Below are 24,930 nucleotides of genomic sequence, written 5' to 3'. Positions count from 1 at the left end.
AGTAGCACTCATGACCGAGCACAGCACCGCCCCAACGCCTTCGACTCCTGAAGGGCCTGCCACCTGGCCCCGGCGCAGCGTTCTCAAGGCCGGCGCCCTGGCCGCGGGCGTCGGCTTGCTCGGTCGCTTTGCCGATGCACGCGCTGCGGGCCTCTCGGACCGTGAGTACCAGGGCCTGGATGCCTGGGCCATGAGCGAGGCGGTGCGCAAGGGCGAGCTCAGCGGCGAGGACCTGCTCGCCGCGGCGCTGGCCCGCTGCAGTGCTGTCAATGGCAAGGTCAAGGCAGTCAACATGCTGCACGAGGACTACGCCCGCGCCTTGCTGGCCCAACGCCGCCAGGCCGGTACCCTGGCCCAGGGGGCGCTGGCCGGCGTGCCGATCCTGATCAAGGACTTGAACACCTACCTCAAGGGCACCACCACCACCAATGGCAGCCGCCTGTTCAAGGATGCGCCGGCGGCGGCCAGCACAAGCACCCTGATCACCCGCTACGAGCAGGCCGGCGCGGTGCCGTTCGGCAAGACCACATGCCCTGAATTCGGCCTGACCACCACCACCGAGTCGCTGCTCTGGGGCCAGACCCGCAACCCCTGGAACCTGGAACACAGTGCGGGTGGTTCCTCCGGTGGTGCTGCCAGTGCGGTAGCGGCCGGCATCGTACCGGTGGCCCATGCTACCGATGGTGGGGGGTCGATTCGTATACCGGCATCCTATTGCGGGCTGATCGGGCTCAAGCCCAGTCGCTACCGCACACCCAGTGGTCCTGCGCATTTCGAGGGCTGGTTTGGTGCCAGCGTGGGCAACGTGGTTTCGCGCAGCGTGCGCGACATGGCCTTGTTCCTCGACGCAGGTCAGGGGCACGAGGCCGGCAGCCCCTATTGGAGTGCGCCGCTGGCGCGGCCGTATGTCGATGAGCTGGCCCGTGAACCGGGCAAGCTGCGCATTGCCGTGGTGCGCCAATCATTGACTGGGGCGCCGCTGGAGCCGGCCATTGCCGCGACTCTGGAGCAGACCATCAAGCAATTGACCGGCTTGGGGCATGAACTTGAAGAGCTGACACTGGGGGTCGATCCCCGGCAGATGTTCGGGGCACACGGTACGGTGATTGGCACGGCCCTGACCACGTTGGTGAAGGACCGTGAGCAGGCACTGGGCAGAGCGGCCACGGCCCAGGACCTGGAGAAAATCACCCAAGTGGTGCTTGAGCGAGCGCGGGGCACTACCGGCGAAGGGCTGTATCGGGCTCGACAGTCGTTCGAGACCATTGGAGCGTTGATGGAGCGCCATTTCGAGCGGTTTGACCTGATCCTCTCGCCGGTCACCACCAACCTCACCCCACGCATTGGCCTGCTGTCGCTCGACCAACCCTGGGACAGCTATGCCCAGCACGCCATGGGCAGTGCCGGGTTTACCGCGCTGGCCAACGTCAGTGGCCAGCCAGCGATCTCGTTGCCGCTTGGCTGGAGCGAAAAGGGATTACCGGTAGGGATGATGTTCACGGCACGTCTGGGGGGCGAGGATGGGTTGTTGCGCATGGCGCGGCAGTTGGAACAGGCGCAGCCTTGGGCGGGTAAGCGGGCAGCACTTTGAAGAAGCGATAGTTCAAGAGGGCTCAGCCTCGGATTTTCCGCGTCTGCGCCGAGGCTTCTTTTCGGGGCGCTTGCCCGGCCGCATTGCCCACAGGTGCGCGTTGGCCCGCAAGCGTTCCTGGATATGCGGAGGGCGATCGGCGAGAGTGGTCAGCGGTGGGATGGGTTTGCCAGGCAGCCCGGCCTGGCGGATCAGTTTCGGCCAGCGCGGTTTCCAGCACAGCAGCAGGCTTAGCCAATGGCCGAGACCGATGATCAGGAAGGCAGGGCAGATCAGCAGCAGCCCTACCTTGGTTGTTCGGGAGGCACGACGAAAATAGTGGGTGAGCCCTTCGAACTGTGGGGTGAAGGCTTGCCAGGGCCAGGGGAAATGCGAGGTGATGCGGGGCCGCGGCAGGCCTTGGGGGCCTTCGTCCATGAAGCGGCGGATGAACTCCCATTCGTCACGCAGCTCGGTCTGGTTGTTACCGGCCTTGCCGACCCAGGCGCCTTCAGGGTGAAGGGTGCCGGTGACGCGCGGTGACCAGTAGAGTAGAAGTGGCACGCCGATGCCGTCGGCAATTGCGGTGTTTTCACTGGACCCTGAGGAGGTCACGCCTTTCCAGGGCAAGGTCACGATGCCACCGCAGTAGCTGGGGCGGTGTAGATAGACTTGCTGGGTTTTTCGATTGAATCGAATCAACAAGTGGCGGGAGGTGAGCATTTCTAGTCGAGTAAAACGAAAGCCATACTTGAAGTAGAACCAGGAAATCAAAGAAGCCAAGCTGGTAAACAATACAGCAAGGTACAAATGATGACCATAAGGCTCGCTCTGGCCACGAAGCAGTAACAAAACTAATGACTTGGCCTCTACTGCGGCACCTAAGAATCCAAGCGACAACATAGTAATTGCTGTGATGGAAAAAATGCTTACAAGTCCGCGTTTGGCCTCCAGCATTCCGCATCGTATTTCCAGGATGTTTTCATCAAGTGCATAAACCGGTCCTCGAGTCCTCGGTGTTTCGCTGGCGCGCTGCTGCGCTTCTTTCTGACTTTCATCGTCTTCATATTCATAGGCGACTATTTCTTTTAAACCGTATTTTTTTTCTATTTCTTTGTCGCTCTTGCGGTCTTCATCTGTTTCCAGCATGGCCTGCCAGAAGCCCCATTCTGCGAAATTCATTATAGGGTCCCTTCAATGGCATCGAAAAATGCGCTTAATTCATCTTCGGCACTGTTGTAACGGTTGGTCTCTCGACTGCGGCTGAAGCAGCATTCGTCACACCATTTTTCCAGCGCACTCTCATCGAGTATCAGCAATACAATGGTGGCAGTCAGCACGATAAGGCCTCCCACCCAAGCCATACGACCAAGTAGCAGCATGGCAGTCTGGTTGACTGCTAAGCGTGTGGCCCAATGGGACAATACATCTAACAAAACGCCGGGAATAAAGCGGCCACCCTTCAGCGCTAGCCAACGGAAATACGCACCTGCTTGGGAAAAGGCGATCCCACCCTGTCCAGCCATGAGTGCTAATGTTGCAGTCGCTCGAATGGAGTAGGCGCTGGCAAGTGTGGCTCGGCTATTCGGTGTGCCTGTTGATTGTTTCAGCGCCTTGATAGCGTCATTCGCATCCCACCCGATACTCACCAATCCCCCCGCAGCCGCCATCCCCGCCCCCCACAACCGATACCGCCCCAGGCTGATCTGCGCCCCCCGTGCGGTGGCGCTGTTCGGCCCGACATTCGCCAGCGCCTGCCCGGTACCCACTGCCAGCAGTTCCAGTCCTGCCGCCACACTGGTCAACCCCGCCGCAGCCACTTCACTCCAGAAGCGCCGATCCTTGTCGTCACGTCGCCCTTGCAACAGCAACAGGCTGGCCTCCAGCAACAGCAGGCCGCTAGCCACCCGCAGTCGGTAGAACGAGTTGCTGTGGGCATTCTGCAGGCTGGTGGCATAGGCGCTGTCCAGGCGTCGCAGGATTGGGGCGGAAACGCGACCGGAAGATGGCGCCTGGCCCGCTTGGGCAAGTTCGGCCAGGCGCAGGGCCACGGCTTGCTCACCGAGCGAGGCGGTGAGGTAGCTGGCCAGGCGCCGGTGCATCGCCCGATCCAGGCTGTTGGGGGCGCCGGCCCTTGCGGCTTCACGGCCCAGTTGGCCGAGCCAGGCCAGGGCCCCGGCGGCGTTGATATGGCCGTGTCGGGCGATCAGGTCCAGCTGGCCGTCCACCTGGCTGAACAGCGCGGCCAACGCCTTGCTCAGTTTCAGCGCGTTCTCGAACTGCTTCAGGTCGTCGCCCTCAAGGGGCTGGTATTTCAACTGTGTGCGGGTTTGCTCCAGGGCTTCGGCAATGCTGCGCTGGTTGTAGGTGAAGCTGCGCAGGGCCAGGTTGTCGGGGGTCACGCTGTCGGCGCGCCACCAGCGGCTGAGCAGGTCGGCGCCGGCCGGTACGCCCTCCATGCCGATTACGCAGAGGCCGGTCTGGTGGGCGAAGCACAGGCCGTTGATGAGGTCGTCGGGGTCGTAGAGGGCCAGGGCGTCCTGCAGTCGTGGGTGCTGCAGCCAGCTCAGGTGATCCGCCGCCCGGGCTTCGGCCGCGGCCTGGGCCTTGTTACTCTCAATCTCGAACCAGGCCAGTTGTTGCTGCATGGCCGCAAGGTCCACCCGTGGCAGGTAGCGTTCGTCGAACAGCCTGGAAAACTCGCCGGTCTGCGCGCGGGCTTCAAGGTCGCGACGGTGGAGCTCGCTGGTGGCTTCGAGAATCTGTTCCTTGGTGTCTTGCCACCGCTGCGGATCAAGACGCGCCGTCATGGTGTTGTTGCTTTCGTCGAGCCGTTCGCGGATTGCCTGGGTACGTTTGCGTACATGGGCGGCAACCTTGCGCTCACTGAAGTTCCTGTGCAGTTCGGTGAAGGCCTGGGCCACCAGCACCTTGCGCTCGTTGCTGGGCCCGGGGTTGCCCTTGGCGTCGGGAGCCGGGGTGTTTTCCAGCCAGTCCTTCAACTGTTCCAGCCCGGCATTGCGCCAGGCGTTGAGTTCCTGGGTGATGCCGATGGCGTCCTCGACCACGATGGCGATACCGCGGGGGTTGGCCTTGCCGGCAGCGGGTTGGAGCATTTGCTGCGAGGCAACCCTGGAGATCACCTGCGGGCCGCCGAAGAGCTGGGCGTCGAGCAGTTTGCGCAGGGCCGGGTCGCTTTCGGCGGCGAAGTCGACCACCGTGTCGAGCTGGTCGTGGGTCAGCACATGGGGGGCGGGGACGGCGCAGGAGGGAGCGGCGTACTTGCGGATGTCGAGGGCGGGCAGGCTGTCGCGCCGGCGCAGCAGCTGTTGCTGCGCTGCCAGGGTCAGCGGGTCGGGGCTGTAGAACAGCCGCAGTTCGTGCAGGTCGTCGAGGTCGTGGACATTGAACGCCCAGGCGATCTGGCGTCCTGCATCCTGGGCACTGAAGGCCGGGGGTGGTGGGGCATGGGGGAGGCCGGGCTCGGTCAGGGACAGCAAGCCGTTGGCGGCGATGCGGTAGGGCGGGTGCCAGGTGTAGCGGCCGGTGGTCTTGCGTTTTTCGAGGACATAGAGAAAGCCCTCGCGCAGGGTGCGGATGGCATAGCTGGCGTGCTGCAGTTCGCCGACCTGGTGCGGGTGGTGCAGGTGCGCTGGCAGCTCGGGCAGTTGCTGGCGCTGGCCGTGGTTGCCACCGACGACGGCGTAGCGCAGGGGCAGGAGGGTGAAAGTGCGGGTGCAGGTGACGGCGGGGCTGTTGTCGAAGGGTTCGCTCAGCTGTTCACAGAACTTGCGATTGATGGCGAAGATTTCATCCAGGCTGAACATAGGGCGTCCTTGAGCATGCGTGGCACAAGGCACGAACCTTAAATGGCAGGGCGGGGGCAAGTCGTTCCCAGGTGGTCCCAAAAGAATGTAGGAAAGTTCTCTTCTGGCTTGTTCCCCTCTACCAAACACTGTCCTTCCACATCTAGTCCGCTTTGACGATGAGTCCGAATAGGGGGGCGCTGATCATGGAGCACACCCGCCGGTCGCCGTGCGAGGGCGCCGGTAAAACCTCACTGACTCTCAGCCAATGGCATAACAATAATGACAGCTCAAGTTCAGACTCAAAGTGCCTACGACGTGATCGTCGTCGGTTCGGGCGCCGGTGCCATGACTTCAGCCGTGTTCCTTGCCGATCAGGGGTTCAGCGTGCTGATCGTCGAGAAGAGCGACAAGTACGGTGGCACTTCGGCGATCTCCGGCGGCGGTATCTGGATTCCCAACAATCACTACTTCGCCCGCAAAGGCGGTAACGATACGGTCGATCAGGCCCTGACCTACCTCAAGGCCGCTGCGGGCGATCATGTGGACGAAGCGCGCCTGCGTGCCTACCTCGACAACGCGCCGAAGATGATCGAAACCCTCACCCGCACCAGCCGTGTGCGCTACGCAGTGGCGGAGAAGTACCCCGACTACTATCCGCACCTGCCAGGGGCCTTGCCGGGCGGCCGCACGCTGGACCCCGAGTTGTTCGACACCAGCCTGCTGGGCGAAGAGCTGGACAATCTGCGCAAACCTTCACCCTCGACCCTGTTGATGGGCCGCATTGCCTGGACCGCCCGCCACGCCCACAAGGCCATGGCCCGGGGCTTTGGTTGGCAACTGCTGATTCTGCGCCTGATGCTGCGCTACAAGCTGGACTTCAAGTGGCGGCGCAAGAGCAAGTACGACCGCCGCGCCGCCCTGGGCAGTTCGCTGGTGGCATCGCTGCGCCGTTCGTTGATGGATCGCAATGTGCCGCTGTGGCTGAACACCGATTTCTCCGGCCTGGTCAGTGAGCAGGGCCGCGTGACGGGTGTGACGGTGGTGCGTGACGGGCGCGAGATGACGCTCAAGGCACGCCATGGGGTGATACTCGGCTCCGGCGGCTTCGAGCAGAACCAGGCGCTGCGCGAGCAGTATCTGCCGCAGCCCACGCGCATGGACTGGAGTGCCACGCCGCCGGGCAACAACACTGGCGCCGCGCTGCAGGCCGGCCTGGCCCAGGGGGCAGCCACGGCGTTGATGGACTGGGCCTGGTGGGCACCGACCATCGCTGTACCGGGTGAAGAGAAACCCCGTGGCATCTTTGCCGAACGCGCATTCCCCGGTGCCATCGTGGTCAATAGCCTGGGCAAGCGTTTTATCAACGAGGCCGCGCCGTATCTTGAATTCGTTGACGCCATGTACCGCGACAACGAAGTCACCGGCGGCAAGAGCGTGCCGGCCTGGGTGATTTTCGACGGGCACTTCCGTCACAACTACGCCATGGGCCCGCTGATGCCGGCCCAGGTCATGCCCGACAGCCGCCTGCGCAAGGAGTGGCTCAACACCCTGTACTGGAAGGCCGACACCCTGGCCGAGCTGGCGCAGATGATCGGCGTCGACGCCGCCGGTCTGGAAAACACCGTGACCGACGTCAACGATTATGCCCGCACCGGTATCGATCCCGACTTCGGCCGCGGCGGCAATGTGTTCGACCGCTACTACGGCGACAGCAACGTCAAACCCAACCCGTGCCTGGCGCCGCTGCGCAAGGGGCCGTACTACGCCATGCGCATGGACGCTGGTGATATCGGCACCAAGGGGGGCCTGCTGACCAACGCCGATGCCCAAGTGGTGCGCGAGGATGGCCAGCCGATTGCCGGGCTGTACGCCATCGGCAACTGCTCGGCCTCGGTGATGGGCACCAGCTACCCCGGTGCCGGTGGCACCCTGGGGCCGGCCATGACCTTTGCCTACGTGGCTGCCAATCACCTCGCCAGCCAACGCTAGGAGCCGCCATGCAGACGTCCGATACGGTTTCAAGTTGCAGCGCCATCCTGGCGCCGTTACGGGTCAGCGACAGCAAGACGCTGAAATGGGATGAACAGTGCGATGTGCTGGTCATCGGCTGGGGCGCGGCCGGTGCCTGCGCAGCCCTGGAGGCCCGCGCCAGTGGCGCCGATGTGCTGGTCGCCGACCGCTTTACCGGCGGGGGGGCCAGTGCCAAGAGTGGCGGGGTGGTGTATGCCGGCGGCGGTACTCGCCAGCAGCAGGCCGCCGGTGTCACCGACAGTCCGCAAGCCATGTTCGATTACCTCAAGCATGAAACCAGCGGTGTGGTCAGCGATACCACCCTGCGGCGCTTCTGCGACCAGAGCGTTGCCAACCTTGAATGGCTGCAAGGCCACGGCGCGCCCTATGGCCACCAGATGCCACCGGGTGGCAAGACCTCGTACCCGGCCGATGGCTATTTTCTCTACTACTCCGGCAACGAGCTGGTGCCTTCACACACTGACACCTTGCCACCTGCGCCGCGAGGCCATCGTACCGTGGGCAAGGGGCAGGGCGGTGCTGTGCTGTATGGCCACCTCCAGGCCGCGTGCCTGAAGGCAGGTGTGCGCCCGTTGCTGCAAGCGGCGGCGCGGCGGCTGGTGCTCGACGGTCAGGGCCGGGTGATCGGTGCCGAGTTGTGGCGCCTGCCACCGGGCAGTGAGGCGGCCAAGACCCACGCGCGCCTCGCTGCCCGCGCCGAGCGCTGGCAGAACCTGGCGCCAGGGTACTGCGACACGCTGCGCCAGCGCGTCAGCAAGCTTGAGCGCGAGCATGCGCAGCCTTACCGGGTACACGCCCGTCAGGGGGTGGTGCTCAGCACTGGCGGCTTTATCTTCAACCGTGAGTTGATGCGCGAACATGCGCCGGGCTATCGGCGCAACTTCAAGGTGGGGGCCACGGGTTGTGACGGCAGCGGCCTGCGCCTGGGCCAGAGCGCCGGGGCAGCCAGCGGCGGGCTTGAGCGGGTGTCGGCCTGGCGCTTCATCAACCCGCCGCACTGCTGGCCCAAGGGCATTGTGGTCAACCGCGACGGCAAGCGCTTTTGCAACGAGGAAGTGTATGGCGCCACCCTCGGCCAGCCGCTGATGGAAGAGCAGGGTGGCCGTGCCTGGCTGGTGCTCGATGCCCGCTTGCGGGCCAAGGCCATACGCCAGGCGCTGTTCGGCGGCTACTGGTGGTTCCAGACCGTACCGGCACTGGCGCTGATGCTGATCAAGCCACGCAAGGGCAAGACCCCGGCGCAGCTCGCCCAGGCCGCCGGCATGCAGGTCGAGGCGCTGAAGCAGGCGCTGCAGCGCAACAATGCGGCGGCCAGGGGCGAAGCCGAGGACGACTTTGGCAAGTCGTCGGGTAGTCGTCAGGTGCTGGACCAAGGCCCGTTCTATGCCTGTGACATCTCCGTGGGTAATCCTGTTTTTCCGCTGGGGGCGCTGACCCTGGGTGGCCTGAAGGTGGATGAAGACAGCGGCGCCGTGCTCGACGCCCAGGGGCAGGCGATTGCCGGCTTGTATGCCGCAGGGCGCACAGCGTTGGGTATTCCTTCGCACCTGTACATCAGTGGTCTGTCGCTGGCGGACTGCGTGTTTTCCGGGCGTCGTGCGGGGGCCGCCATTGCGGGGCAGACCCACAGCCAGGTAGGAGCGGGCGTGCCCCGCGAAGAACCGCAAACAATAAAAGGTGAAATATGAGCGCACGCGTACAAGGTAAAGTCGCCCTCGTCACTGGTGGCGCCAACGGTATCGGTCGCGCCTGCGCGCGCCTGCTGGCGGCAGAAGGCGCGCAGGTACTGATCAGTGATGTCGATGAACAAGCGGGCCAGGCCCTGGCTGCCGAGATCGGCGCAGCGGCTGCGTTCATCCGTCACGATGCCAGCAGCGAAAGCGACTGGCAGCACGTCATGGCGTTGCTGCGCGACCGTTACGGGCGCCTGGACATCCTGTTCAATAACGCCGGTATCCTGCGCAGCGGCTCGGTGGAAGACACCACGCTGGACACCTGGCACCAGGTCCTGCGGGTCAATAGCGACAGTGTGTTCATCGGCTGTCGCGAGGCCATTTCGTTGATGAAGGCCACGGGTGGCTCGATCATCAACATGTCATCGATTGCGGCGTTGGGCGGACGCGGGGACTACCTGGCCTACAGTGCCTCCAAAGGTGCGGTGGCAGCGTTGTCGCGGTCGGTGGCGGTGCATTGTCGTCAGCGCAAGTACCGGATTCGCTGCAATACCTTGCACCCGGACAGTGTGCTCACCGCCATGACCCGCGGTAGTTACCCAGCGGGGATGGACCCGGAGCGCATGACCATCGACAGTGATCCGATGCAGCGGATGTGCCTGCCTGAGGACGTGGCGGCCAGTGTGCTGTTCTTGGCCAGCGAGGAGTCACGGGCGATCAATGGGGTGGAGTTGCGGGTCGATAGTGGGCAGTTGTTGATGAGTATCTGATGGGTACGCGACGGTCGCGGGGCAAGCGTGCTCTTACCGGGCGGTAGGAGCGGGCTTGCCCCGCGACCGGGTGTGCTCAATGTCCCTCGAACCGCGCCGCCCGTTTTTCAATGAACGCCTGCATGCCTTCCTTCTGGTCCCTCGACGCAAACAGCAGCGCATTGGCCTTGCGCTCCAGTGCCAGGCCTGCCTCCAATGGCGCATCCATGCCATTGAGGATCACTTCCTTGATCTGTTCGGCTGCCAGCGCCGGCATCGCGGCAATCACCCCGGCCAGCTCCAACGCCTTGGCCTGCACCTGGTCATCGTCTACCAGGTCGCTCACCAACCCTGCCACCCACGCCTCTTCGGCACTGATCGGCTGCCCGGTCAGGGCCATACGCATGGCTTTGACCTTGCCCACTGCGCGCACCAGGCGCTGGGTGCCGCCGATGCCGGGCATGATGCCAATGCGGATTTCCGGCTGGCAGAAGCGCGCGCCACGGCCCGCGACGATCAGGTCGGCGAGCATCGCCAATTCGCAGCCGCCGCCATAGGCGTAGCCGCACACTGCGGCGATCACCGGCTTTGGGCAATGCTGGATCGGTGCCCACACCCGTTCGGTATGGCGTTTGTAGATGTCGATGGGCCCGACCCCGGCCATGCTGTTGATGTCGCCCCCGGCGGCAAACACTTTGTCGCCGCCGGTGAGCAGTATGCAGCGCACTCCAGGGTCATCGGCCAGGGTGGTGAAGTGTTGCGACAGCAGCGCCTGCAGTTCAAGGCTCAGGGCATTGGTGGCCTGGGGACGGTTCAGGCGCAGCAGGGCGACGCCGGGCAGCGGGTGTTCGAGCAGAACCGGTGGGGTGGTGGAGTCGTCCATGGGCATCCTTGTGCGCGTAGTCGTTGACCTCCAGTGTCGTGAGCCACCCGGTGCAATTCATCGTCCGTTCAGACGAAGTACGCCTGCGCGGTTGCCCCTAGAGTGACCCTTGTCAAACGAACAAGGAGCACGACATGGGTCAGCACGCGGGGTTGGATTACAGCGGCAAGGTGGTGCTCGTCACGGGCGGCACCAAGGGTATCGGCGCAGGCATCGCCAGCGAGTTTCTCGCCGCCGGGGCCAAGGTGATTGTCTGTGCCCGGCATGCGCCATTGCAGGTACCGACGCATGGCAACAACAGTGCGGCGTTCATGCCGGCGGATGTGCGTGACAGCGATTCGCTACAAGCGCTGTTCGATGCGATCCACCACGAATACGGCCGCCTCGATGTACTCGTCAACAACGCCGGCGGCAGCCCGCGGGCACCGGCTGCCGAAGCATCGCCACGGTTTCACGAGAGCATCATCCGCCTCAACCTGATCGCCCCCTTCAATGTCGCCCAGCACGCCAACCGGCTGATGCAGGGGCAGGCCGAAGGAGGCTGCATTGTCTTTATCGGCAGTATCAGTGCCCTGCGTTCTTCGCCGGGTACCGCCGCCTATGGCGCGGCCAAGGCCGGTGTACTGGCGCTGGTGCAGTCGCTGGCAGTGGAGTGGGCACCGAAGGTGCGGGTGGTGGCCGTCAGCCCGGGGCTGGTGCTGACCGAGCAGGCGCACCTGCACTACGGCACCGACGCCGGGATCGCCGCAGTGAGCGCCGGCATTCCTGCCGGGCGCATGGCTGTGGCCCAGGACATCGCCAACGCCTGCCTGTACATCGCTTCGCCACTGGCCGCTTACGCCAGCGGCTGCAACCTGCTGCTGCACGGCGGTGGCGAGCGTCCGGCGTTTCTGGATGCGGCCGAGGTGCTGCCGACCTGATCGACCCCGGCAGCGCCGGCGTGCCGGTCGCTGCCCTCACTTTGCAGGAGACGACTGTGGCAGATCCACAATTGCTGTCCAATGTGAGCGCCCTGGTGGGGCGCCAATACGGGCGGGTGTATGCCTGGGATGAGGTAAACGCACCGATGATTCGCCAATGGTGCGAGATCATGGGCGTGGACAACCCGCTCTACACCGATCCATGCGCTGCCCTTGAAAGTGTTCACGAAGGCCTGATCGCCCCCCCGGGGATGCTTCAGGTGTGGACGATGGAGGGTTTTCACGCCAACAACTATCCACCCGGTTCCACCGACGAGAACCCCTACGAAGTACTCAAGCTGTTTGAAGCGCACGGCTACAACTCAGTGGTGGCGGTGAACTCCGAACTGAGCTTCAACCGGCCCGTGCGCCTGGGCGAAAAACTCTACTACACCACCCGCCTGGAGTCGGTTGGCGAGGAAAAAACCACCGGCCTCGGCACCGGCTTTTTCGTCACCCTGGTGATGAGCCACTTTGTCGAGAAAACCGGTGGCGATGAGCCGGTGGGCGAATTGCTGTTCCGTGTGTTCAAGTTCCGTCCGGCGGCCCAGGCCCCGGCAGCGCCTGCCAATGAGGCGCCAGTAGTGGCCAAGCGGCCGCTGCCGGGTGTCAGCGACGACACCCGGTTCTTCTGGGAAGGCTGCGCCAAGGGCCAGTTGCTGATCCAGCGCTGCACCGCCTGCTCGACGCTGCGTCACCCGCCAGCGCCGGTGTGCATCCAGTGCCACAGCTTTGACTGGGATACCGTGCAGGCCAGTGGCCGGGGCAGCCTGTATTCCTTCGTGGTCATGCACTACCCGGTGGTGGCGCCATTCGAGCACCCCAACCCCATCGGCCTGATCGAGCTGGAGGAGGGCGTACGCCTGATCGCCGGCCTGGTGGGCGTGGCGCCTGGCCAATTGCAGATCGGCCAGCGCCTGCAGGTGGAGTTCCAAGTCTTCGATGAGCAGCAGACCTTACCGCTGTTCCGACCGGTTGCCGGGCAGGAGGCGTCATGAACTTCGAGCTGAGCGAAGACCAGCGCGCCATCGCCCAAATGGCCGACAGCTTGTTCGCCGATCACTGTGACGACGATGCCCTGCGCCAATGGGACAGCAGTGGCGAAGCGATGATGAGCGATCTCTGGGGCCTGTGCGTGGAAACCGGGCTGCATGCCCTGGCGATTCCCGAGCAGGCCGGTGGCAGCGACCTGGGCCTGACCGAGCTGATGCTGGTGCTCCAGGCCCAGGGCCGCAGCCTGGGCCAGGTACCGCTGTGGCGCCATCAACTGGCAGCGGCAACCCTGGCGAACTTTGCCCTGGGCCAGGCGGCGAGCTGGGCTGAACGGGCCGCATCGGCCGAGGTGATCCTGACCTTGTCCATCGACGCCCGTGCCGGTGCCTGCGGTATCGAACTCAAGGCGCAGCCTTGTGAAGGCGGCTGGTTGCTCGATGGCAGGGTCTCGGCGCTCGCCTTCGGCCAGCAGGCCCAGGCCGCGCTGGTACTGGCCGAGGCCGAGGGCCAGCCACGGCTGGTGCTGCTGGACCTCGGTGCTGCCCAAGTGCGCCGTGTACCGGGCGTACTGACCCATGGCGAGCCGGTGGCCGAAGTCGAGGTCCAGGGCCTGCGCATCGGTGCCGAGCAACTGCTGCCGGGGCCGGCGCTGGACTGGCTGGAGCCGCGTGCCCAGGCGGCCCTGGCCGCCCTGCAACTGGGCGTCAGTGCCGAGCACATCCGCCGCACCGTGGCCTACGTCAGCGAGCGCGAGCAGTTCGGCCGGCCGATCGGCAGCTTCCAGGCTGTGCAAATGAGCATGGCCGATGCCCACATCGCCCTCGAAGCCCTGCGCAGCAGCCTCTGGCAGTTGTGCTACCGACTCGATGCCGGCCTGGGCACTAGCGCCCAAGCCCTGGCCACGGCGTACCTGGCCTGCGAGGCCGGGCACCGCATTGGCCATAACGCGCAGCACGTGCATGGCGGTATCGGCGTGGACCTTACCTACCCGATCCACCGTTTTCTCTATTGGAGCCGCGCCCTGGGCCTTGCCCTGGGGGGATCGGCGGCAAGCCTGGAACGCCTTGGCGACTGGCTGGGCGATAACGACAAGCTGGGATGGAAATATGACCTCGAAGAACACTTTGCGCTTTGAAGACGTGCACCCCGGCGACGCGCTGCCGGAGCTGGTGATCCCGATCACCGTGGGCCTGATCGCGGGCGGTGCGATTGCCACCCGTGACTACTTCCCGGGGCACCACGACCTGGAGGCGGCCAAGGCACTGGGTTCACCGCACATCTTCATGAACATTCTCACCACCAACGGCCTGGTGCAGCGCTTTGTCGAAGGCTGGGCAGGGCCACTGGCGCAGTTCCTGTCGCTGAAGATCAAGCTGGGCGCGCCCAATTACCCCGGCGACAGCATGACCTTCAACGGTAGCGTCGCCAGCAAGGATGCCGACACCGGCACCGTGCAGGTGACCTTGAGCGGCAAGAATTCCATGGGCAATCACGTGACCGGTACGGTCGCGCTGATCCTGCCCTGACAGGCGGAGACACTCAGATGACCGATTCATCGCTAAGCGGGCGCGCCGCCATTGTTGGCCTGGGCGCCACCGAATTTTCCAAGAACTCCGGGCGCACCGAACTGCGCCTGGCCCTGGAAGCCACCTTGAGCGCACTCAAGGATGCCGGTATCGACCCCTCCGAAGTAGAGGGCTTCAGCTCTTACTCGGTCGACAAGGTGCCCGAGTACGAAATCGCCCGCCTGCTCGGTTGCAAGGACGTCAAGTTCTTCTCCCAGGTGCCTCACGGCGGCGGCGCTGCCTGCGGGCCGGTGATGCATGCGGCCATGGCCGTGGCCACCGGCGTTGCCAAGGTGGTGGTGGTCTACCGGGCCATGAACGAGCGATCCTGGTACCGCTTCGGCACCGGCACCTACGGCTTTGCCTCGACACCGATCTTCGAGAACGTCAACTACGGCTGGTACATGCCCCACGGCTTTCACACGCCGGCCGCCTGGGTAGGCATGTTCGCCCAGCGCTACATGCATACCTACGGCGCCACCTCCGAAGATTTCGGCCGGGTAGCGGTAGCGGTGCGCGACTTTGCCGCGACCAACCCGGCAGCGTTCTTCCATGGCAAGCCGATCACCCTGGAAGAGCATCAGGCCTCGCGCTGGATCTGCGAGCCCCTGCACCTGCTCGACTGCTGCCAGGAGTCCGATGGCGCGGTGGCCATGGTCATCACTTCGGCCGAGCGTGCCCGCGACCTGCCGCAAAAGCCGGTGATCATCAAGGCCGGGTCCCAGGGCATCACCGATGGCCAGCAGATCATGACCTCGTTCTACCGCGACGACATCACCGGTCTGCCGGAGATGGGCGTGGTGGCCCGCGAGCTGTACCGCCAGTCGAAGCTGGGCCCGGACGACCTGCAGACCGCAGTGATCTACGACCACTTCACCCCGTTCGTGCTGCCGCAACTTGAAGAATTCGGCTTTGCCCGTCGCGGCGAGGCCAAGGAATTCATTCGCGCCGGTCATCACGCCCGTGGCGGCAAGTTGCCGATCAACACCCACGGCGGTCAGTTGGGCGAGGCCTACATCCACGGCATGAACGGCGTGGCCGAAGCGGTGCGCCAGGTGCGCGGCACGGCGGTCAACCAGGTGGAGGATGTCCACAACGTGCTGGTGACCGCCGGTACCGGCGTGCCCACCAGCGGCCTGATTCTCGGCGCGGCCTAAGGAGCAGCACATGTTCGTCGACCTCACCCCCGAACAACAGGCACTGCGCCACAAGGTGCGCGACTACTTCCAGGCCCTGATGACCCCACAACTGCGCGAGCAACTGCGCGGCCAGGAAGGCGGCGAGCTGTTTCGCCAGACGGTACGCCAGATGGGCCGCGACGGCTGGCTGGCCGTAGGCTGGCCCAAGGAGCACGGTGGCCAGGGTTATGCCGCCACCGAGCAGTTGATCTTCTTCGAAGAGGCCAACATTGCCGGTGCGCCATTGCCGTTCGTGACCATCAGCACCGTAGGCCCGGCCCTGATCGCCCATGGCAGCGCGCAGCAGAAGGAGCGCTTCTTGCCAGGCATTGCCGGCGGCGAAATCATGTTCGCCATCGGCTACTCAGAGCCCGGTGCCGGCAGCGACCTGGCGGTACTCAAGACCACTGCGCGGCCCGAAGACGACCACTTTGTGGTCAACGGCAACAAGCTGTGGACCTCGGGCGCGGAGTCGGCCGACTACATCTGGCTGGCAGCGCGTACCGATCCCACTCAGGCGCGGCACAAGGGTGTGTCGATCCTGATTCTCGACACCCAGTTGCCGGGCTTTTCCAGCACCCTGATCCCGACCACCAGCAACCCCACCACGGCCACCTACTACGACAACGTGCGGGTGCCCAGGGACATGTTGGTCGGCGAGCTGCACGGCGGCTGGAAGCTGATCACCGCCCAGCTCAACCACGAGCGCCTGGGCCTGGGCTCCTGGTCGGACAAGATCGCCGGGCTGTTCCGCCGCGTCTACCTGTGGGCCCGCAGCCAGGATGAACAGGGCCGCCGGGCGATGGACAAGGCCTGGGTGCGCACCTCGCTGGCCGAGTGCTATGCGCGCCTTGAAGCCATGCGCCTGACCAACTTTCGCATTGCTGCCGACCTTGAGAACGACCGTGTGGACGTGGCCCTGGCCTCGACCACCAAGGTCTACGGCTCGGAGTCGGCCATCGAGATCCTGCGCCGGCTGGCGGCCATTGTCGGCGCCAACGGCTCGCTGCGCAGTGGCTCGGCGGCGGCCTTGCTGCATGGCGACCTGGAGTACGAGGTGCGCGCCTCGGTGACCGTGACCTTCGGTGGCGGTACCAACGAGATCCAGCGCGAACTGATCGCCCAGTTCGGCCTTGGCATGCCCCGTCCACAACGGTAGGCCTGGCGGTGTAACCCAACAACAATAAAGGTCAATCTCATGAGCACCATCGAGCAATTTCGGCACGACACCCGGGCGTGGCTTGAGGCCAACTGCCCGCCCTCCATGCGCACCGCCATGGGTGAGGGCGACGTGGTCTGGGGCGCGCAGCGGCCACAGTTCCCGAGCGCCGACGCGCAGTTGTGGTTCGAGCGCATGCGCGACAAGGGCTGGTTCTGCCCCGAGTGGCCCGAGGCGTATGGCGGTGCAGGCCTGAGCGCCGAGCAACTGGCGGTGCTGGAAAGCGAAATGCGCCGCCTCAAGTGCCGACCGCCACAGATCAACCTGGGCGTATGGATGCTCGGACCCGTGCTGCTGGAGTTCGGCAGCGAGGAGCAAAAGCGCGCCTTGCTGCCGCCGATGGCGCGCGGCGAAGTGCGCTGGTGCCAGGGCTTTTCCGAGCCCAACGCCGGCTCCGACCTCGCCAGCCTGAAGATGAGCGCCCGCGATGCGGGTGATCACTTCGTGGTCGATGGCAGCAAGATCTGGACCTCCTATGGCGACAAGTCCGACTGGATGTACGCGCTGGTGCGTACGGATACGGCCGCGCCCAAGCACGAGGGCATCAGCCTGATCGTGCTCGACATGCGCAGCCCCGGCGTGAACCCGGTGCCGATTGACCTGATCAGTGGCAAGTCGGCGTTCTGCCAAGTGTTCTTCGACGGCGTCAAAGTGCCCAAGCACCAATTGATCGGCCCGCTCAACGGCGGTTGGAACCTGGCCAAGCGGCTGCTGCAACACGAGCGCAAGGCCATGTCCAAGTTCGGCGAGATCAGCCTGCCATCCCATGTCGACCTGCTGGCGTTGCTGCGCGAGTACCTGCCGCAACCGCGCAGCCAGAGTGAACTGGTGCTGCAGGGCCGCGCCGTGGCCTGCGCGATGAACGAGCGTGCCTACGACCTCACGGTGCAGCGCATGGGGCAAGCGGCGCAGGCGGGCGACGACATCAGTGGCCTGATGGCGATCATGAAGCTGGTACACACCGAGCAGGAACGCGACAAGTTCGAAGTGCTGCTCGACCTCATGGGTGGCTACGCCATGGGCTGGCAGTCCGAGGCCTTCAACGATCCGCAGTTGAACATTACTCGCAGCTGGCTCAACAGCTATGCCCTGACCATCTCCGGCGGCGCGTCGGAGGTGCAGCTCAACGTAATTGCCAAGCGCGTGCTTGGCCTGCCCGATGCCAAGAAAGGAGTGACGCCATGAACCTGGTCTATAGCGACGAGCAGCGTTTGCTGGCCGACAGCGCGCGGGACTTTCTCGCCGCCCGCAGCCCGGTCAGCGCCCAGCGTCGGTTGCGTGACGAGGCCGGCGGCATGGGTTTCGACCCGCAGCTGTGGCGCGATGCCGTGGCGCTGGGCTGGAGCGCGATTCCGTTTCCCGAGCAACTGGGGGGCCTGGATTTCGGCTGCATGGGCCTGGGACCGATCTTCGAGTCCATCGGTCGCAATCTTGCGGCCACGCCATTGTTGTCCAGCGTGGTGCTGGGTGGCTCGCTGCTGCACCTGGCCGGTAGCGCCGCGCAGCAGGACCGCTGGCTGGCACCGCTGATCGCAGGTGACCTGCGCCTGGCCCTGGCCCTGGACGAACAGGCCCGGCATGCGCCGCAAGGCACGGGGCTGGAAGCCCGTGCCGATGGCGATGGTTATTGCCTTGATGGCGACAAGTACTGGGTGCTCGATGGCCTGGGCGCCGATGCCTACCTGGTGGCGGCACGCGTGGCCGGCATCGCCGGGGACGCGCAGGGCATCAGCCTGTTCCTGCTGCCGGCCAATACGCCGGGGCTGCAGTGCAGCGCCTTGCCGCTGATCGATGCACGCAATTGCGCACGCTTGCGCCTGGAGCAGGTACGGGTGGGGCGCGAGGCGTTGCTGGGTGAGCCGGGGCAGGGCTGGGCCAGCCTGGACCTTGCCCTGGACCGGGGGCGGGCGTGCCTGGCAGCCGAGATGCTGGGCGCTGCCGAGCAGCTGTTCGAGACCACCCTGGACTACCTCAAGACGCGGGTGCAGTTCGACACGCCAATTGGCAGCTTCCAGGCCCTGCAGCACCGCACCGCCCAGCTCTATGTCGACCTGGCCTTGAGCCGCAGCGCGGTTATGGCGGCCTTGTCGGCACTCGATGACCATAGCCTGGACGCCGCCGCTCGTGGCCGCCTGGTCAGCCTGGCCAAGTGGAAGGTCGGCGATACCGCGCTCAAGGTCAGCAATGAGGCGGTGCAGATGCATGGCGGCATCGGTGTCACCGATGAGCTGGATGTGGGCCTGTACCTGAAGCGGGTGCGGGTGGCCCAGGCCTGCCTGGGTGATCGCGACTTTCATTGCGAGCGCTACGCGGCCCTGGCCACGGCGAGCGCCTGAGCGGAGAACACTATGATCGAGCAACGCTGGCAAAGCGCCTGGGAGCAACTGATTGCGCCGGGCTCGCCGTTTGAAGTGGTGACCCCGGCCGACGGCGGCCCGCGCCACTTTCGCCACGCCGCTACCGACCTGCTGCAACTCATCGACGCTGCGCGGGTGCATGGCAACCGCGAATTCGTGGTGTGGCAGGAACAGCGCCTGACGTTCGACCAGTACTTTGACCAGGTCGATCGCCTGGCCGGGCAACTGATCGGCAGTTTCAACGTCAAGCCCGGTGAGCGCGTGGCCATCGCCATGCGCAACCAGCCGGCCTGGCTGGTGGCCTTTGCCGCCATCCAGCGCTGCGGTGCAGTGTGTGTGCCGCTCAACAGCTGGGGCCTGCGCGACGAGTTGCTGCACGGTGTGCAGGACAGCGGCGCCTGCCTGCTGCTGTGCGATGACGCCCGCTTGCAGGTGGTCGCCCAGGACCTGGCCGCGATCAACCTGCCAACCATTGTGGTCGGCGCCACGCCAGGGCTGGCACTGCCCGATCACTGTCGCCGCTACGAGTACCTGCTGGCGGCGCCACCGTTGCCGGTGCCGGCGCTGCAGCCGGACCCGGATGCCGCGGCATTGATCCTCTACACCTCGGGTACCACCAGCCGCGCCAAAGGGGTGTTGTCCAGTCACCGGGCGATCTGCCAGGCGCTGACAGCGCTGGAGTTCCAGGGTGCTCACTGCGCCATGAGCTCGCCTGAGCGCATCGGTGCGGTGATCGACAGCGGCTTTGCCCCGACCAGCCTGATTGCCGTGCCGTTGTTCCATGTCAGTGGCCTGCATGCGCAGTTCTTGTTGGCCCTGCGCACCGGCCGGCGCCTGGTGCTGATGTACAAGTGGGATGTGGAGCGCGCGCTGGACCTGATTCGCGACGAGCACTGCACCCAGTTCAACGGCGCACCGGTGATGATGCAGCAGTTGGTGGACTCGCCGCGCTTTGGCGGCGAGCACACCGCCAGCCTGTTCGGCCTTGGCTTGGGGGGTGGCGCCTCGACGACGGGCTTGCTCGCCAGCATGATCGAGCGCAAACCCGATGCCATTGGCGGCAGCGGCTACGGCCTGACCGAAAGCAACGGCATCGGCGCGGCAGTGGGGGGCGACCAGTTCGTCTACAAACCGACCAGCTGTGGCTGGCCCTTGCCGATCGTCGATGTGCGTATCGGCGACGACCCCCACCAGCCGTTGCCCACCGGCAGCAGCGGCCTGATCTGGCTGCGCTCGCCGACCTTGATGAACGGCTACTGGAACCTGCCAGGCGAAAGCGCCGCCACCTTGCGCGATGGCTGGCTCGATACCGGCGACACCGGCTACCTCGATGAAGAAGGCTTTCTGTGCATCAGTGGACGGATCAAGGATCTGATCAACCGGGGCGGCGAGAAGATCTCGGCGGCCGAGATCGAAGCCTGCATCGGTGACATGCCGGGGGTGGAGGAGGCGGCCGCGTTCGCCATACCGCATCCGCAGCTGGGCGAGGCGGTGGCACTGGCCGTTCGTGCCGTGCAGCACCTCGATGCCCAGGCGATCTGCGCCTACATCGGCGAACGCCTGGCGGCCTACAAGGTACCGGCGCAGGTGTTCCTGCACAGCACACCGTTGCCGCGCAATGCCACCGGCAAAGTGATCAAGAGCGAGCTGCAAAAAACTGCCGCGCAGGCCGATTTTTAGTCTTTGTGGACGATGAATGCTGCGCCAGAACGCGAAGAATGAGCTGTACCCGAAAGCCTTATAAGCGAAGGAGGCAATACATGAAAATAACAACAACAGGTGTCGTGCTCGCGACCGCGATGGTGGTCAATACCGGCCTGATCGGTAGCGCACTGGCACAGGTGTCGCCCCAGGAAGCAGAAAAATTGGGCAAGGAGCTGACCTGCGTCGGCGCCGAGCAGGCTGGCAACGCCGCGGGCACCATCCCGCCTTACACCGGCAAATACCTGGGTGAAGTACCGGGCTGGAACCATGTGAAATTCTCCGGCGACCAGCCGGTGGACCCGTACGCCGCTGAAAAGCCGATTGTGGTGATCACCGCGCAGAACATGGCCCAGTACGAAGCCAACCTTACCGACGGCCAGAAAGCCCTGCTGAAGAAATACCCCACCAGCTACAAGATGAACATCTACCCGGGCCATCGGGACTTCCGCTACCCCGACTACGTCTGCAACCGGGCCAAGTACAACGCCTTGAACGCCAAGCTGGTCAACGACGGGCTGGGTATCGAAGGCCTGGGGCAGATACCGTTCCCGATTCCCAAGAACGGCATGGAGGTGATGTGGAACCACCAGTTGCCAGCGCGGGCCTACACCGAGGAAAAAATCAGCGACCTGGCGTCGGTATTGCCCAACGGCAGCATCGGCTGGGGCCGTGCCCACGCGCGCAACCTGTCCCAGGCCAACTCGCCGACGGTCGAGCCCAAGACCGAGGGCCGGATCCAGGCCATGAGCTACAACACCACGCTCAAGCCCGCACGTGACAACGGCGTGATCAGCATCTCCCACGAACCCTACAACTTCGCCACCGATGCACGTCAGGCCTGGAACTACAGCCCCTCCACCCGTCGTGTGCGGCAGCTGCCGGGCTATGGCTACGACCAACCGATGATCGGCACCAACGGCACCATGATTGTCGACGAGGACCGCCTGTTCAACGGCGGGCCGGAGCGCTACACCTGGAAGCTGATCGGCAAGCGCGAGATCTACAGCCCGGCCAACGCCTTCAAGGCCAACGCTGCCAACGTCAAATACGCCGAACTGCTGACGCCCAACCATCCCAATCCCGAGTACATGCGTTATGAACTGCGCCGGGTATGGGTGGTGGAGGCCGACTTGAAGGAAGGCTATCGCCATGTGTATGGCAAGCGTGTGCTGTTCATCGACGAAGACACCTGGAACGCGGTGATGGCTGACAACTACGATGCCCGCGGGCAACTGTGGAAGCACGCCATGATCAACTATTACTACCACCCGGACATGAGTGGCTGGCAGGCGGGGTCGCAGTTCTTCATGGACCTGAACTCAGGGCAGTACACCGGCTATGGCATGACCAACGAGGCAAAGAAGGGGCCGATTCTCAACGAGTCGAAGTTCACCCCGGACATGTACACCGCGGATGCGGCGCGGGCTATCGGGCGCTGATCCAGTGATATGCCTGCTCCCACCACGGTGTTGTGGTGGGGGTGGGGTTGTTTTGCGATATGCGCCCTTGTGGCGCATTTTTTTTGGGCTTTGAGTCCTGGTGGTGTTGCGGCTGTGGGCTTATCCATTTCATGCGGTGACGCTGCCGGCCCCTTCCGCCTTTACGGCGGCCTACTTTTTTCTTGGAAAAAGTAGGCAAAACCGCCTGCCCCACCAGGGGCCCTACGCTGCGCTTCGGGTCCCCTCACTGCGGTGTCGCTACGGGGCATTGCGAGCTACGCGTTGCAAGCAACGCTACGCTTCGCATCTTCGGCATTCGCCGAAGGCGCTGCGCGCTAGCCCCTCCACGACACCTCCGTTCGGCCCTTCTGGTTAACGGGGGCAGAAGATCAAGATCAAAAGCAAGATCAAGATCAAAAGCACAATTCGCTGCGCTCTTGCTGGCCTGCGCTGGCTGTAGGAGCGGGCCCGCACCCACCGGCAATTTGTTGGTAGCCGCTGCCGAGGAACGAGGCTGCGATCGGCCGCAAGGCGGCCGTAATCCGGAGCACTCCAGATTCCCGCACTTGCGCTGGCCGAGGGTTTTCGATTTGCTGTGGGTTCCACGGTGATCGCTCAAAGGTATTCATGCCCCCCTTCAACCAACGCTCGGCAGGCCTCGATCTGGTCAAGTGGCTGGCCATGGTCACGATGGTGGCCGATCATCTGCGGTTTATCTGGCCCTCGGCCGAATGGCTGTTCGTTGTCGGCCGACTCGCATTCCCGCTGTTCTGCCTGGCCATCGCCGCCAACGTCGCGCGTTCGGTGGTGGGGCAGGTGTTCACCACCGCCAATGGTCGTTACCTGGGCTGGATGCTGGTGTTCTCGGTGCTTTCGGAGTGGCCGTATCACGTGCTGGATGTCGGTACCCGCACGTTCAGCATCATGCCGACGCTGACGTTGGGGTTGCTGCTGGCCTGGGGCGTTCACCACCGTACCCGGCGCATGCGGCTGCTTGCCCTGGGTACGCTGCTGGTGTCGCTGCTGGCGTCGGATGTGCTGATGTACGGCTGGCCAGGCGTGGCGTTGCCGTCGGCATTCCTGCTGGCGTTGAGGGGCGGCCGCGGCACTTGGCTGGTACCGGGGTTTGTGGCGGTGATGGCCAACCTGAGCAACGACTGGCTGCGGGTCAACCTGGGCGAGCCGATCACCCTGATGACGATGACGGCGGCGCTGTTGTCGGCGCCGTTGGGGATAGGGATCTTGCGTGGGCAGTATTCGCTGCGGATCTGGCGGGTAGGGCGCTGGGGGTACGGGTTCTACCCCCTGCACCTGATGCTCATCAAATGTGTGTCGTAGCCGCTGCCGCGAGGCGGCGATTGGGCGCGAAGCGGCCCTGACAGCTGTACATACGGTTTACGCCAGGGCAACTGCTGCGCAGTCGATCGCGGCCTGGCGGCAGCGGCTACGGAGCGGGAGCAAGACCGGTTGTACCAGGGGTCGCTTCGATCACCGGGGCTTTCAATTGGCGGCGATACCCCGGCAGCGCCAACGTCAGGAATATTGCCGCCAACACCAGCATCGACACCGATGCCGCCAGTGCATAGCGCAGTGACTCAGCTCCCAGGGTGGGCAGGAAGAAGTCGCTGAGCATGCCGATCAACAAGGGGCCAACCCCTACCCCGAGCAAGGTCATCGACATCACGAAGATCGCGGTTGCCTGGGCCAGGCGCGTGGCCGGGAACAGGTGGGTGATTGCACCCAGGCACGGTGTTGCCCACCACACGCCAAAGAAGCCGAACACGCTGTAGAACAGGAAGGCCGTCGGAACGTCGATACCGCCGATCTGGAAGGCCGTGCCCTGGGGCCAGAGGAAGTAGGCCAGGGCAAACGGAATGCTGACCAGCGTGCCCAGCAGCGGTACACCGATCTGCCAGCCAACATCGCGTCGGGCCATGCGGTCGGTGACGATGCCGCACACCAGGGTACCCAGGGTCGAGCCGGTGCCCCCGACCACGCCGACCAGAAAGCCGGCCTGCTGGATGTTCAAGCCGTGGGAGCGAATCAGGAAGCTCGGGCTCCAGGTGCCGATGGCGTAGCCGGCAATCGCCGCGGCGCCGCCGGTCAGCACCAGCCACAGGAATGACGGTGTTTTCATCAGTTCCTGCAGGGTCTTCAACCAACCTTCATGTTGCGTGGCCACCAGGTGCGCAGGCACCGGCGCGGTTTTCGGCGTGCGCACGGTAAACAGCAACAGCAGGCCGAGGAAGATCCCCGGCGCGCCGATCAGCAAAAAGGCCAGGCGCCAGCCGTGGTGCTGGGCAATCCAGCCGCCCAGGCCCAGGCCGACGATGGCGCCCAGGCTGGAACCGAGCATCAACACTGCCAGGGCCGTGGAGCGGCGCCGGGCGGGGTAAAGGTCAGAGACCATCGCCACCGAAGGCGCCGTGCCGCCAGCCTCGCCAACCGCCACGCCGATACGCGCCAGCACCAGCATCAGGAAGCTGCCGGCCACTCCGCAGAGCATGGTCATCAGGCTCCAGGCAATGCAGCTCAGAGCAATCACCGGCTTGCGCCCGATGCGGTCGGACAGACGCCCCAGGGGGAAGCCGAACAGGGTGTAGAACACCGCGAATGTCACCCCCGACAGCAGGCCGATGCCGGTGTCGGAAATGCCGAATTCGAGCTTCACCGGCTCGATCAGAATCGCCATCAATTGGCGGTCGATGTAGTTGAACACGTAGATCGCGGCGAGCACGAACAACGCATAGTGCGTGCGCCATGTAACAGGGGTCGAGGTCGTCACAGCGGGTGCTCCCGGT

The 24,930-nt window shown here is 64.6% G+C and carries 19 protein-coding genes; 15 read left to right on the top strand and 4 right to left on the bottom strand.

Annotated features, from left to right (window positions below; genetic code table 11):
• The first annotated feature begins 10 nt into the window (after positions 1-10).
• On the top strand, positions 11-1,591 hold the full coding sequence (locus ABVN19_RS12545; protein ID WP_028944347.1) for an amidase family protein: 1,581 nt from the start codon (positions 11-13) through the stop codon (positions 1,589-1,591).
• 12 nt (positions 1,592-1,603) lie between these two features.
• On the opposite strand, the gene ABVN19_RS12540 is transcribed toward ABVN19_RS12545, so the two are convergent.
• Together ABVN19_RS12540 and ABVN19_RS12535 are read right to left on the bottom strand one after the other, a co-directional pair.
• Complete coding sequence (locus ABVN19_RS12540) at positions 1,604-2,752, bottom strand: DUF6708 domain-containing protein (RefSeq protein ID WP_353632814.1); 1,149 nt, start codon at positions 2,750-2,752, stop codon at positions 1,604-1,606.
• Entirely contained in the window at positions 2,752-5,397 is a 2,646-nt protein-coding gene (locus ABVN19_RS12535; RefSeq protein ID WP_353632813.1) for a T6SS effector BTH_I2691 family protein, read from the bottom strand. The genes ABVN19_RS12540 and ABVN19_RS12535 overlap by 1 nt, the downstream gene beginning before the upstream one ends.
• 261 nt (positions 5,398-5,658) lie before the next feature.
• On the opposite strand from ABVN19_RS12535, the gene ABVN19_RS12530 reads away from it, so the two are divergent.
• Genes ABVN19_RS12530 through ABVN19_RS12520 form a run of 3 tightly spaced genes read left to right on the top strand, consistent with a single transcriptional unit; the run spans position 5,659 to position 9,853 of the window.
• Entirely contained in the window at positions 5,659-7,368 is a 1,710-nt protein-coding gene (locus ABVN19_RS12530; RefSeq protein ID WP_028944818.1) for an FAD-binding protein, read from the top strand.
• An 8-nt stretch (positions 7,369-7,376) separates the two neighbouring features.
• Positions 7,377-9,098, top strand: a complete 1,722-nt coding sequence (locus ABVN19_RS12525) for an FAD-binding protein (RefSeq protein WP_105642774.1) — start codon at positions 7,377-7,379, stop codon at positions 9,096-9,098.
• Positions 9,095-9,853, top strand: a complete 759-nt coding sequence (locus ABVN19_RS12520; RefSeq protein ID WP_105642773.1) for an SDR family oxidoreductase — start codon at positions 9,095-9,097, stop codon at positions 9,851-9,853. Before ABVN19_RS12525 ends, ABVN19_RS12520 begins: the two co-directional genes overlap by 4 nt.
• 76 nt (positions 9,854-9,929) lie before the next feature.
• Here the strand turns inward: ABVN19_RS12520 and ABVN19_RS12515 are convergent, their stop codons facing one another.
• Positions 9,930-10,715: an enoyl-CoA hydratase gene (locus ABVN19_RS12515; RefSeq protein WP_028944820.1), complete on the bottom strand. Its 786-nt coding sequence runs from the start codon at positions 10,713-10,715 to the stop codon at positions 9,930-9,932.
• Positions 10,716-10,849: 134 nt separating this feature from the next.
• Between ABVN19_RS12515 and ABVN19_RS12510 the strand changes: the two genes are divergently transcribed.
• The 11 genes from ABVN19_RS12510 to ABVN19_RS12460 all read left to right on the top strand — a co-directional run bounded on the left by ABVN19_RS12510 (position 10,850) and on the right by ABVN19_RS12460 (position 23,467).
• The gene (locus ABVN19_RS12510) at positions 10,850-11,635 is read left to right on the top strand and encodes an SDR family oxidoreductase (protein ID WP_028944821.1); all 786 of its coding nucleotides are present in this window, start codon (positions 10,850-10,852) and stop codon (positions 11,633-11,635) included.
• Between the two features lie 56 nt (positions 11,636-11,691).
• Positions 11,692-12,672 carry an OB-fold domain-containing protein gene (locus tag ABVN19_RS12505; RefSeq protein ID WP_028944822.1) on the top strand — a complete coding sequence of 327 codons (981 nt, stop codon included), beginning with the start codon at positions 11,692-11,694 and terminating at the stop codon, positions 12,670-12,672.
• Positions 12,669-13,802 carry an acyl-CoA dehydrogenase family protein gene (locus ABVN19_RS12500; RefSeq protein ID WP_028944823.1) on the top strand — a complete coding sequence of 378 codons (1,134 nt, stop codon included), beginning with the start codon at positions 12,669-12,671 and terminating at the stop codon, positions 13,800-13,802. The genes ABVN19_RS12505 and ABVN19_RS12500 overlap by 4 nt, the downstream gene beginning before the upstream one ends.
• The gene (locus tag ABVN19_RS12495; RefSeq protein WP_028944824.1) at positions 13,774-14,193 is read left to right on the top strand and encodes a MaoC family dehydratase; all 420 of its coding nucleotides are present in this window, start codon (positions 13,774-13,776) and stop codon (positions 14,191-14,193) included. The genes ABVN19_RS12500 and ABVN19_RS12495 overlap by 29 nt, the downstream gene beginning before the upstream one ends.
• A gap of 17 nt (positions 14,194-14,210) precedes the next feature.
• Positions 14,211-15,389, top strand: coding sequence for a lipid-transfer protein (locus ABVN19_RS12490; RefSeq protein ID WP_028944825.1), 1,179 nt, complete (start codon positions 14,211-14,213; stop codon positions 15,387-15,389).
• A gap of 10 nt (positions 15,390-15,399) precedes the next feature.
• A complete protein-coding gene (locus ABVN19_RS12485) occupies positions 15,400-16,569 on the top strand; it encodes an acyl-CoA dehydrogenase family protein (RefSeq protein WP_105642772.1) in 1,170 nt (389 codons plus the stop codon).
• Between the two features lie 39 nt (positions 16,570-16,608).
• Positions 16,609-17,814 (top strand): acyl-CoA dehydrogenase family protein, encoded by a 1,206-nt coding sequence (locus tag ABVN19_RS12480; protein WP_028944827.1) that lies wholly within the window; start codon positions 16,609-16,611, stop codon positions 17,812-17,814.
• Positions 17,811-18,965, top strand: a complete 1,155-nt coding sequence (locus tag ABVN19_RS12475; RefSeq protein WP_105642771.1) for an acyl-CoA dehydrogenase family protein — start codon at positions 17,811-17,813, stop codon at positions 18,963-18,965. Before ABVN19_RS12480 ends, ABVN19_RS12475 begins: the two co-directional genes overlap by 4 nt.
• Positions 18,966-18,977: 12 nt before the next feature.
• On the top strand, positions 18,978-20,666 hold the full coding sequence (locus ABVN19_RS12470) for a class I adenylate-forming enzyme family protein (RefSeq protein ID WP_028944829.1): 1,689 nt from the start codon (positions 18,978-18,980) through the stop codon (positions 20,664-20,666).
• A gap of 80 nt (positions 20,667-20,746) precedes the next feature.
• A complete protein-coding gene (locus ABVN19_RS12465; RefSeq protein ID WP_028944830.1) occupies positions 20,747-22,129 on the top strand; it encodes a DUF1329 domain-containing protein in 1,383 nt (460 codons plus the stop codon).
• Between the two features lie 627 nt (positions 22,130-22,756).
• The gene (locus ABVN19_RS12460) at positions 22,757-23,467 is read left to right on the top strand and encodes a TraX family protein (RefSeq protein ID WP_028944831.1); all 711 of its coding nucleotides are present in this window, start codon (positions 22,757-22,759) and stop codon (positions 23,465-23,467) included.
• 106 nt (positions 23,468-23,573) lie between these two features.
• Here ABVN19_RS12460 and ABVN19_RS12455 read toward each other — a convergent pair whose 3' ends face one another.
• Positions 23,574-24,914 carry an MFS transporter gene (locus ABVN19_RS12455; RefSeq protein WP_028944832.1) on the bottom strand — a complete coding sequence of 447 codons (1,341 nt, stop codon included), beginning with the start codon at positions 24,912-24,914 and terminating at the stop codon, positions 23,574-23,576.
• Between the last annotated feature and the right edge of the window lie 16 nt (positions 24,915-24,930).

Source organism: Pseudomonas vranovensis, from assembly GCF_040438935.1.
Classification (GTDB): Bacteria; Pseudomonadota; Gammaproteobacteria; order Pseudomonadales; family Pseudomonadaceae; genus Aquipseudomonas; species Aquipseudomonas vranovensis.
This window is presented reverse-complemented; position numbering and strand designations above follow the sequence as displayed.

Excerpts from the sequence above, each read along its gene's own strand:
- ABVN19_RS12495 (WP_028944824.1), top strand. The coding sequence starts at position 13,774 with ATGACCTCGAAGAACACTTTGCGCTTTGAAGACGTGCACCCCGGCGAC.
- ABVN19_RS12500 (WP_028944823.1), top strand. The coding sequence starts at position 12,669 with ATGAACTTCGAGCTGAGCGAAGACCAGCGCGCCATCGCCCAAATGGCC.
- ABVN19_RS12475 (WP_105642771.1), top strand. The coding sequence starts at position 17,811 with ATGAACCTGGTCTATAGCGACGAGCAGCGTTTGCTGGCCGACAGCGCG.
- ABVN19_RS12490 (WP_028944825.1), top strand. The coding sequence starts at position 14,211 with ATGACCGATTCATCGCTAAGCGGGCGCGCCGCCATTGTTGGCCTGGGC.
- ABVN19_RS12520 (WP_105642773.1), top strand. The coding sequence starts at position 9,095 with ATGAGCGCACGCGTACAAGGTAAAGTCGCCCTCGTCACTGGTGGCGCC.
- ABVN19_RS12480 (WP_028944827.1), top strand. The coding sequence starts at position 16,609 with ATGAGCACCATCGAGCAATTTCGGCACGACACCCGGGCGTGGCTTGAG.
- ABVN19_RS12470 (WP_028944829.1), top strand. The coding sequence starts at position 18,978 with ATGATCGAGCAACGCTGGCAAAGCGCCTGGGAGCAACTGATTGCGCCG.
- ABVN19_RS12525 (WP_105642774.1), top strand. The coding sequence starts at position 7,377 with ATGCAGACGTCCGATACGGTTTCAAGTTGCAGCGCCATCCTGGCGCCG.
- ABVN19_RS12460 (WP_028944831.1), top strand. The coding sequence starts at position 22,757 with ATGCCCCCCTTCAACCAACGCTCGGCAGGCCTCGATCTGGTCAAGTGG.
- ABVN19_RS12545 (WP_028944347.1), top strand. The coding sequence starts at position 11 with ATGACCGAGCACAGCACCGCCCCAACGCCTTCGACTCCTGAAGGGCCT.
- ABVN19_RS12465 (WP_028944830.1), top strand. The coding sequence starts at position 20,747 with ATGAAAATAACAACAACAGGTGTCGTGCTCGCGACCGCGATGGTGGTC.
- ABVN19_RS12535 (WP_353632813.1), bottom strand. The coding sequence starts at position 5,397 with ATGTTCAGCCTGGATGAAATCTTCGCCATCAATCGCAAGTTCTGTGAA.
- ABVN19_RS12515 (WP_028944820.1), bottom strand. The coding sequence starts at position 10,715 with ATGGACGACTCCACCACCCCACCGGTTCTGCTCGAACACCCGCTGCCC.
- ABVN19_RS12530 (WP_028944818.1), top strand. The coding sequence starts at position 5,659 with ATGACAGCTCAAGTTCAGACTCAAAGTGCCTACGACGTGATCGTCGTC.
- ABVN19_RS12485 (WP_105642772.1), top strand. The coding sequence starts at position 15,400 with ATGTTCGTCGACCTCACCCCCGAACAACAGGCACTGCGCCACAAGGTG.
- ABVN19_RS12540 (WP_353632814.1), bottom strand. The coding sequence starts at position 2,752 with ATGAATTTCGCAGAATGGGGCTTCTGGCAGGCCATGCTGGAAACAGAT.
- ABVN19_RS12510 (WP_028944821.1), top strand. The coding sequence starts at position 10,850 with ATGGGTCAGCACGCGGGGTTGGATTACAGCGGCAAGGTGGTGCTCGTC.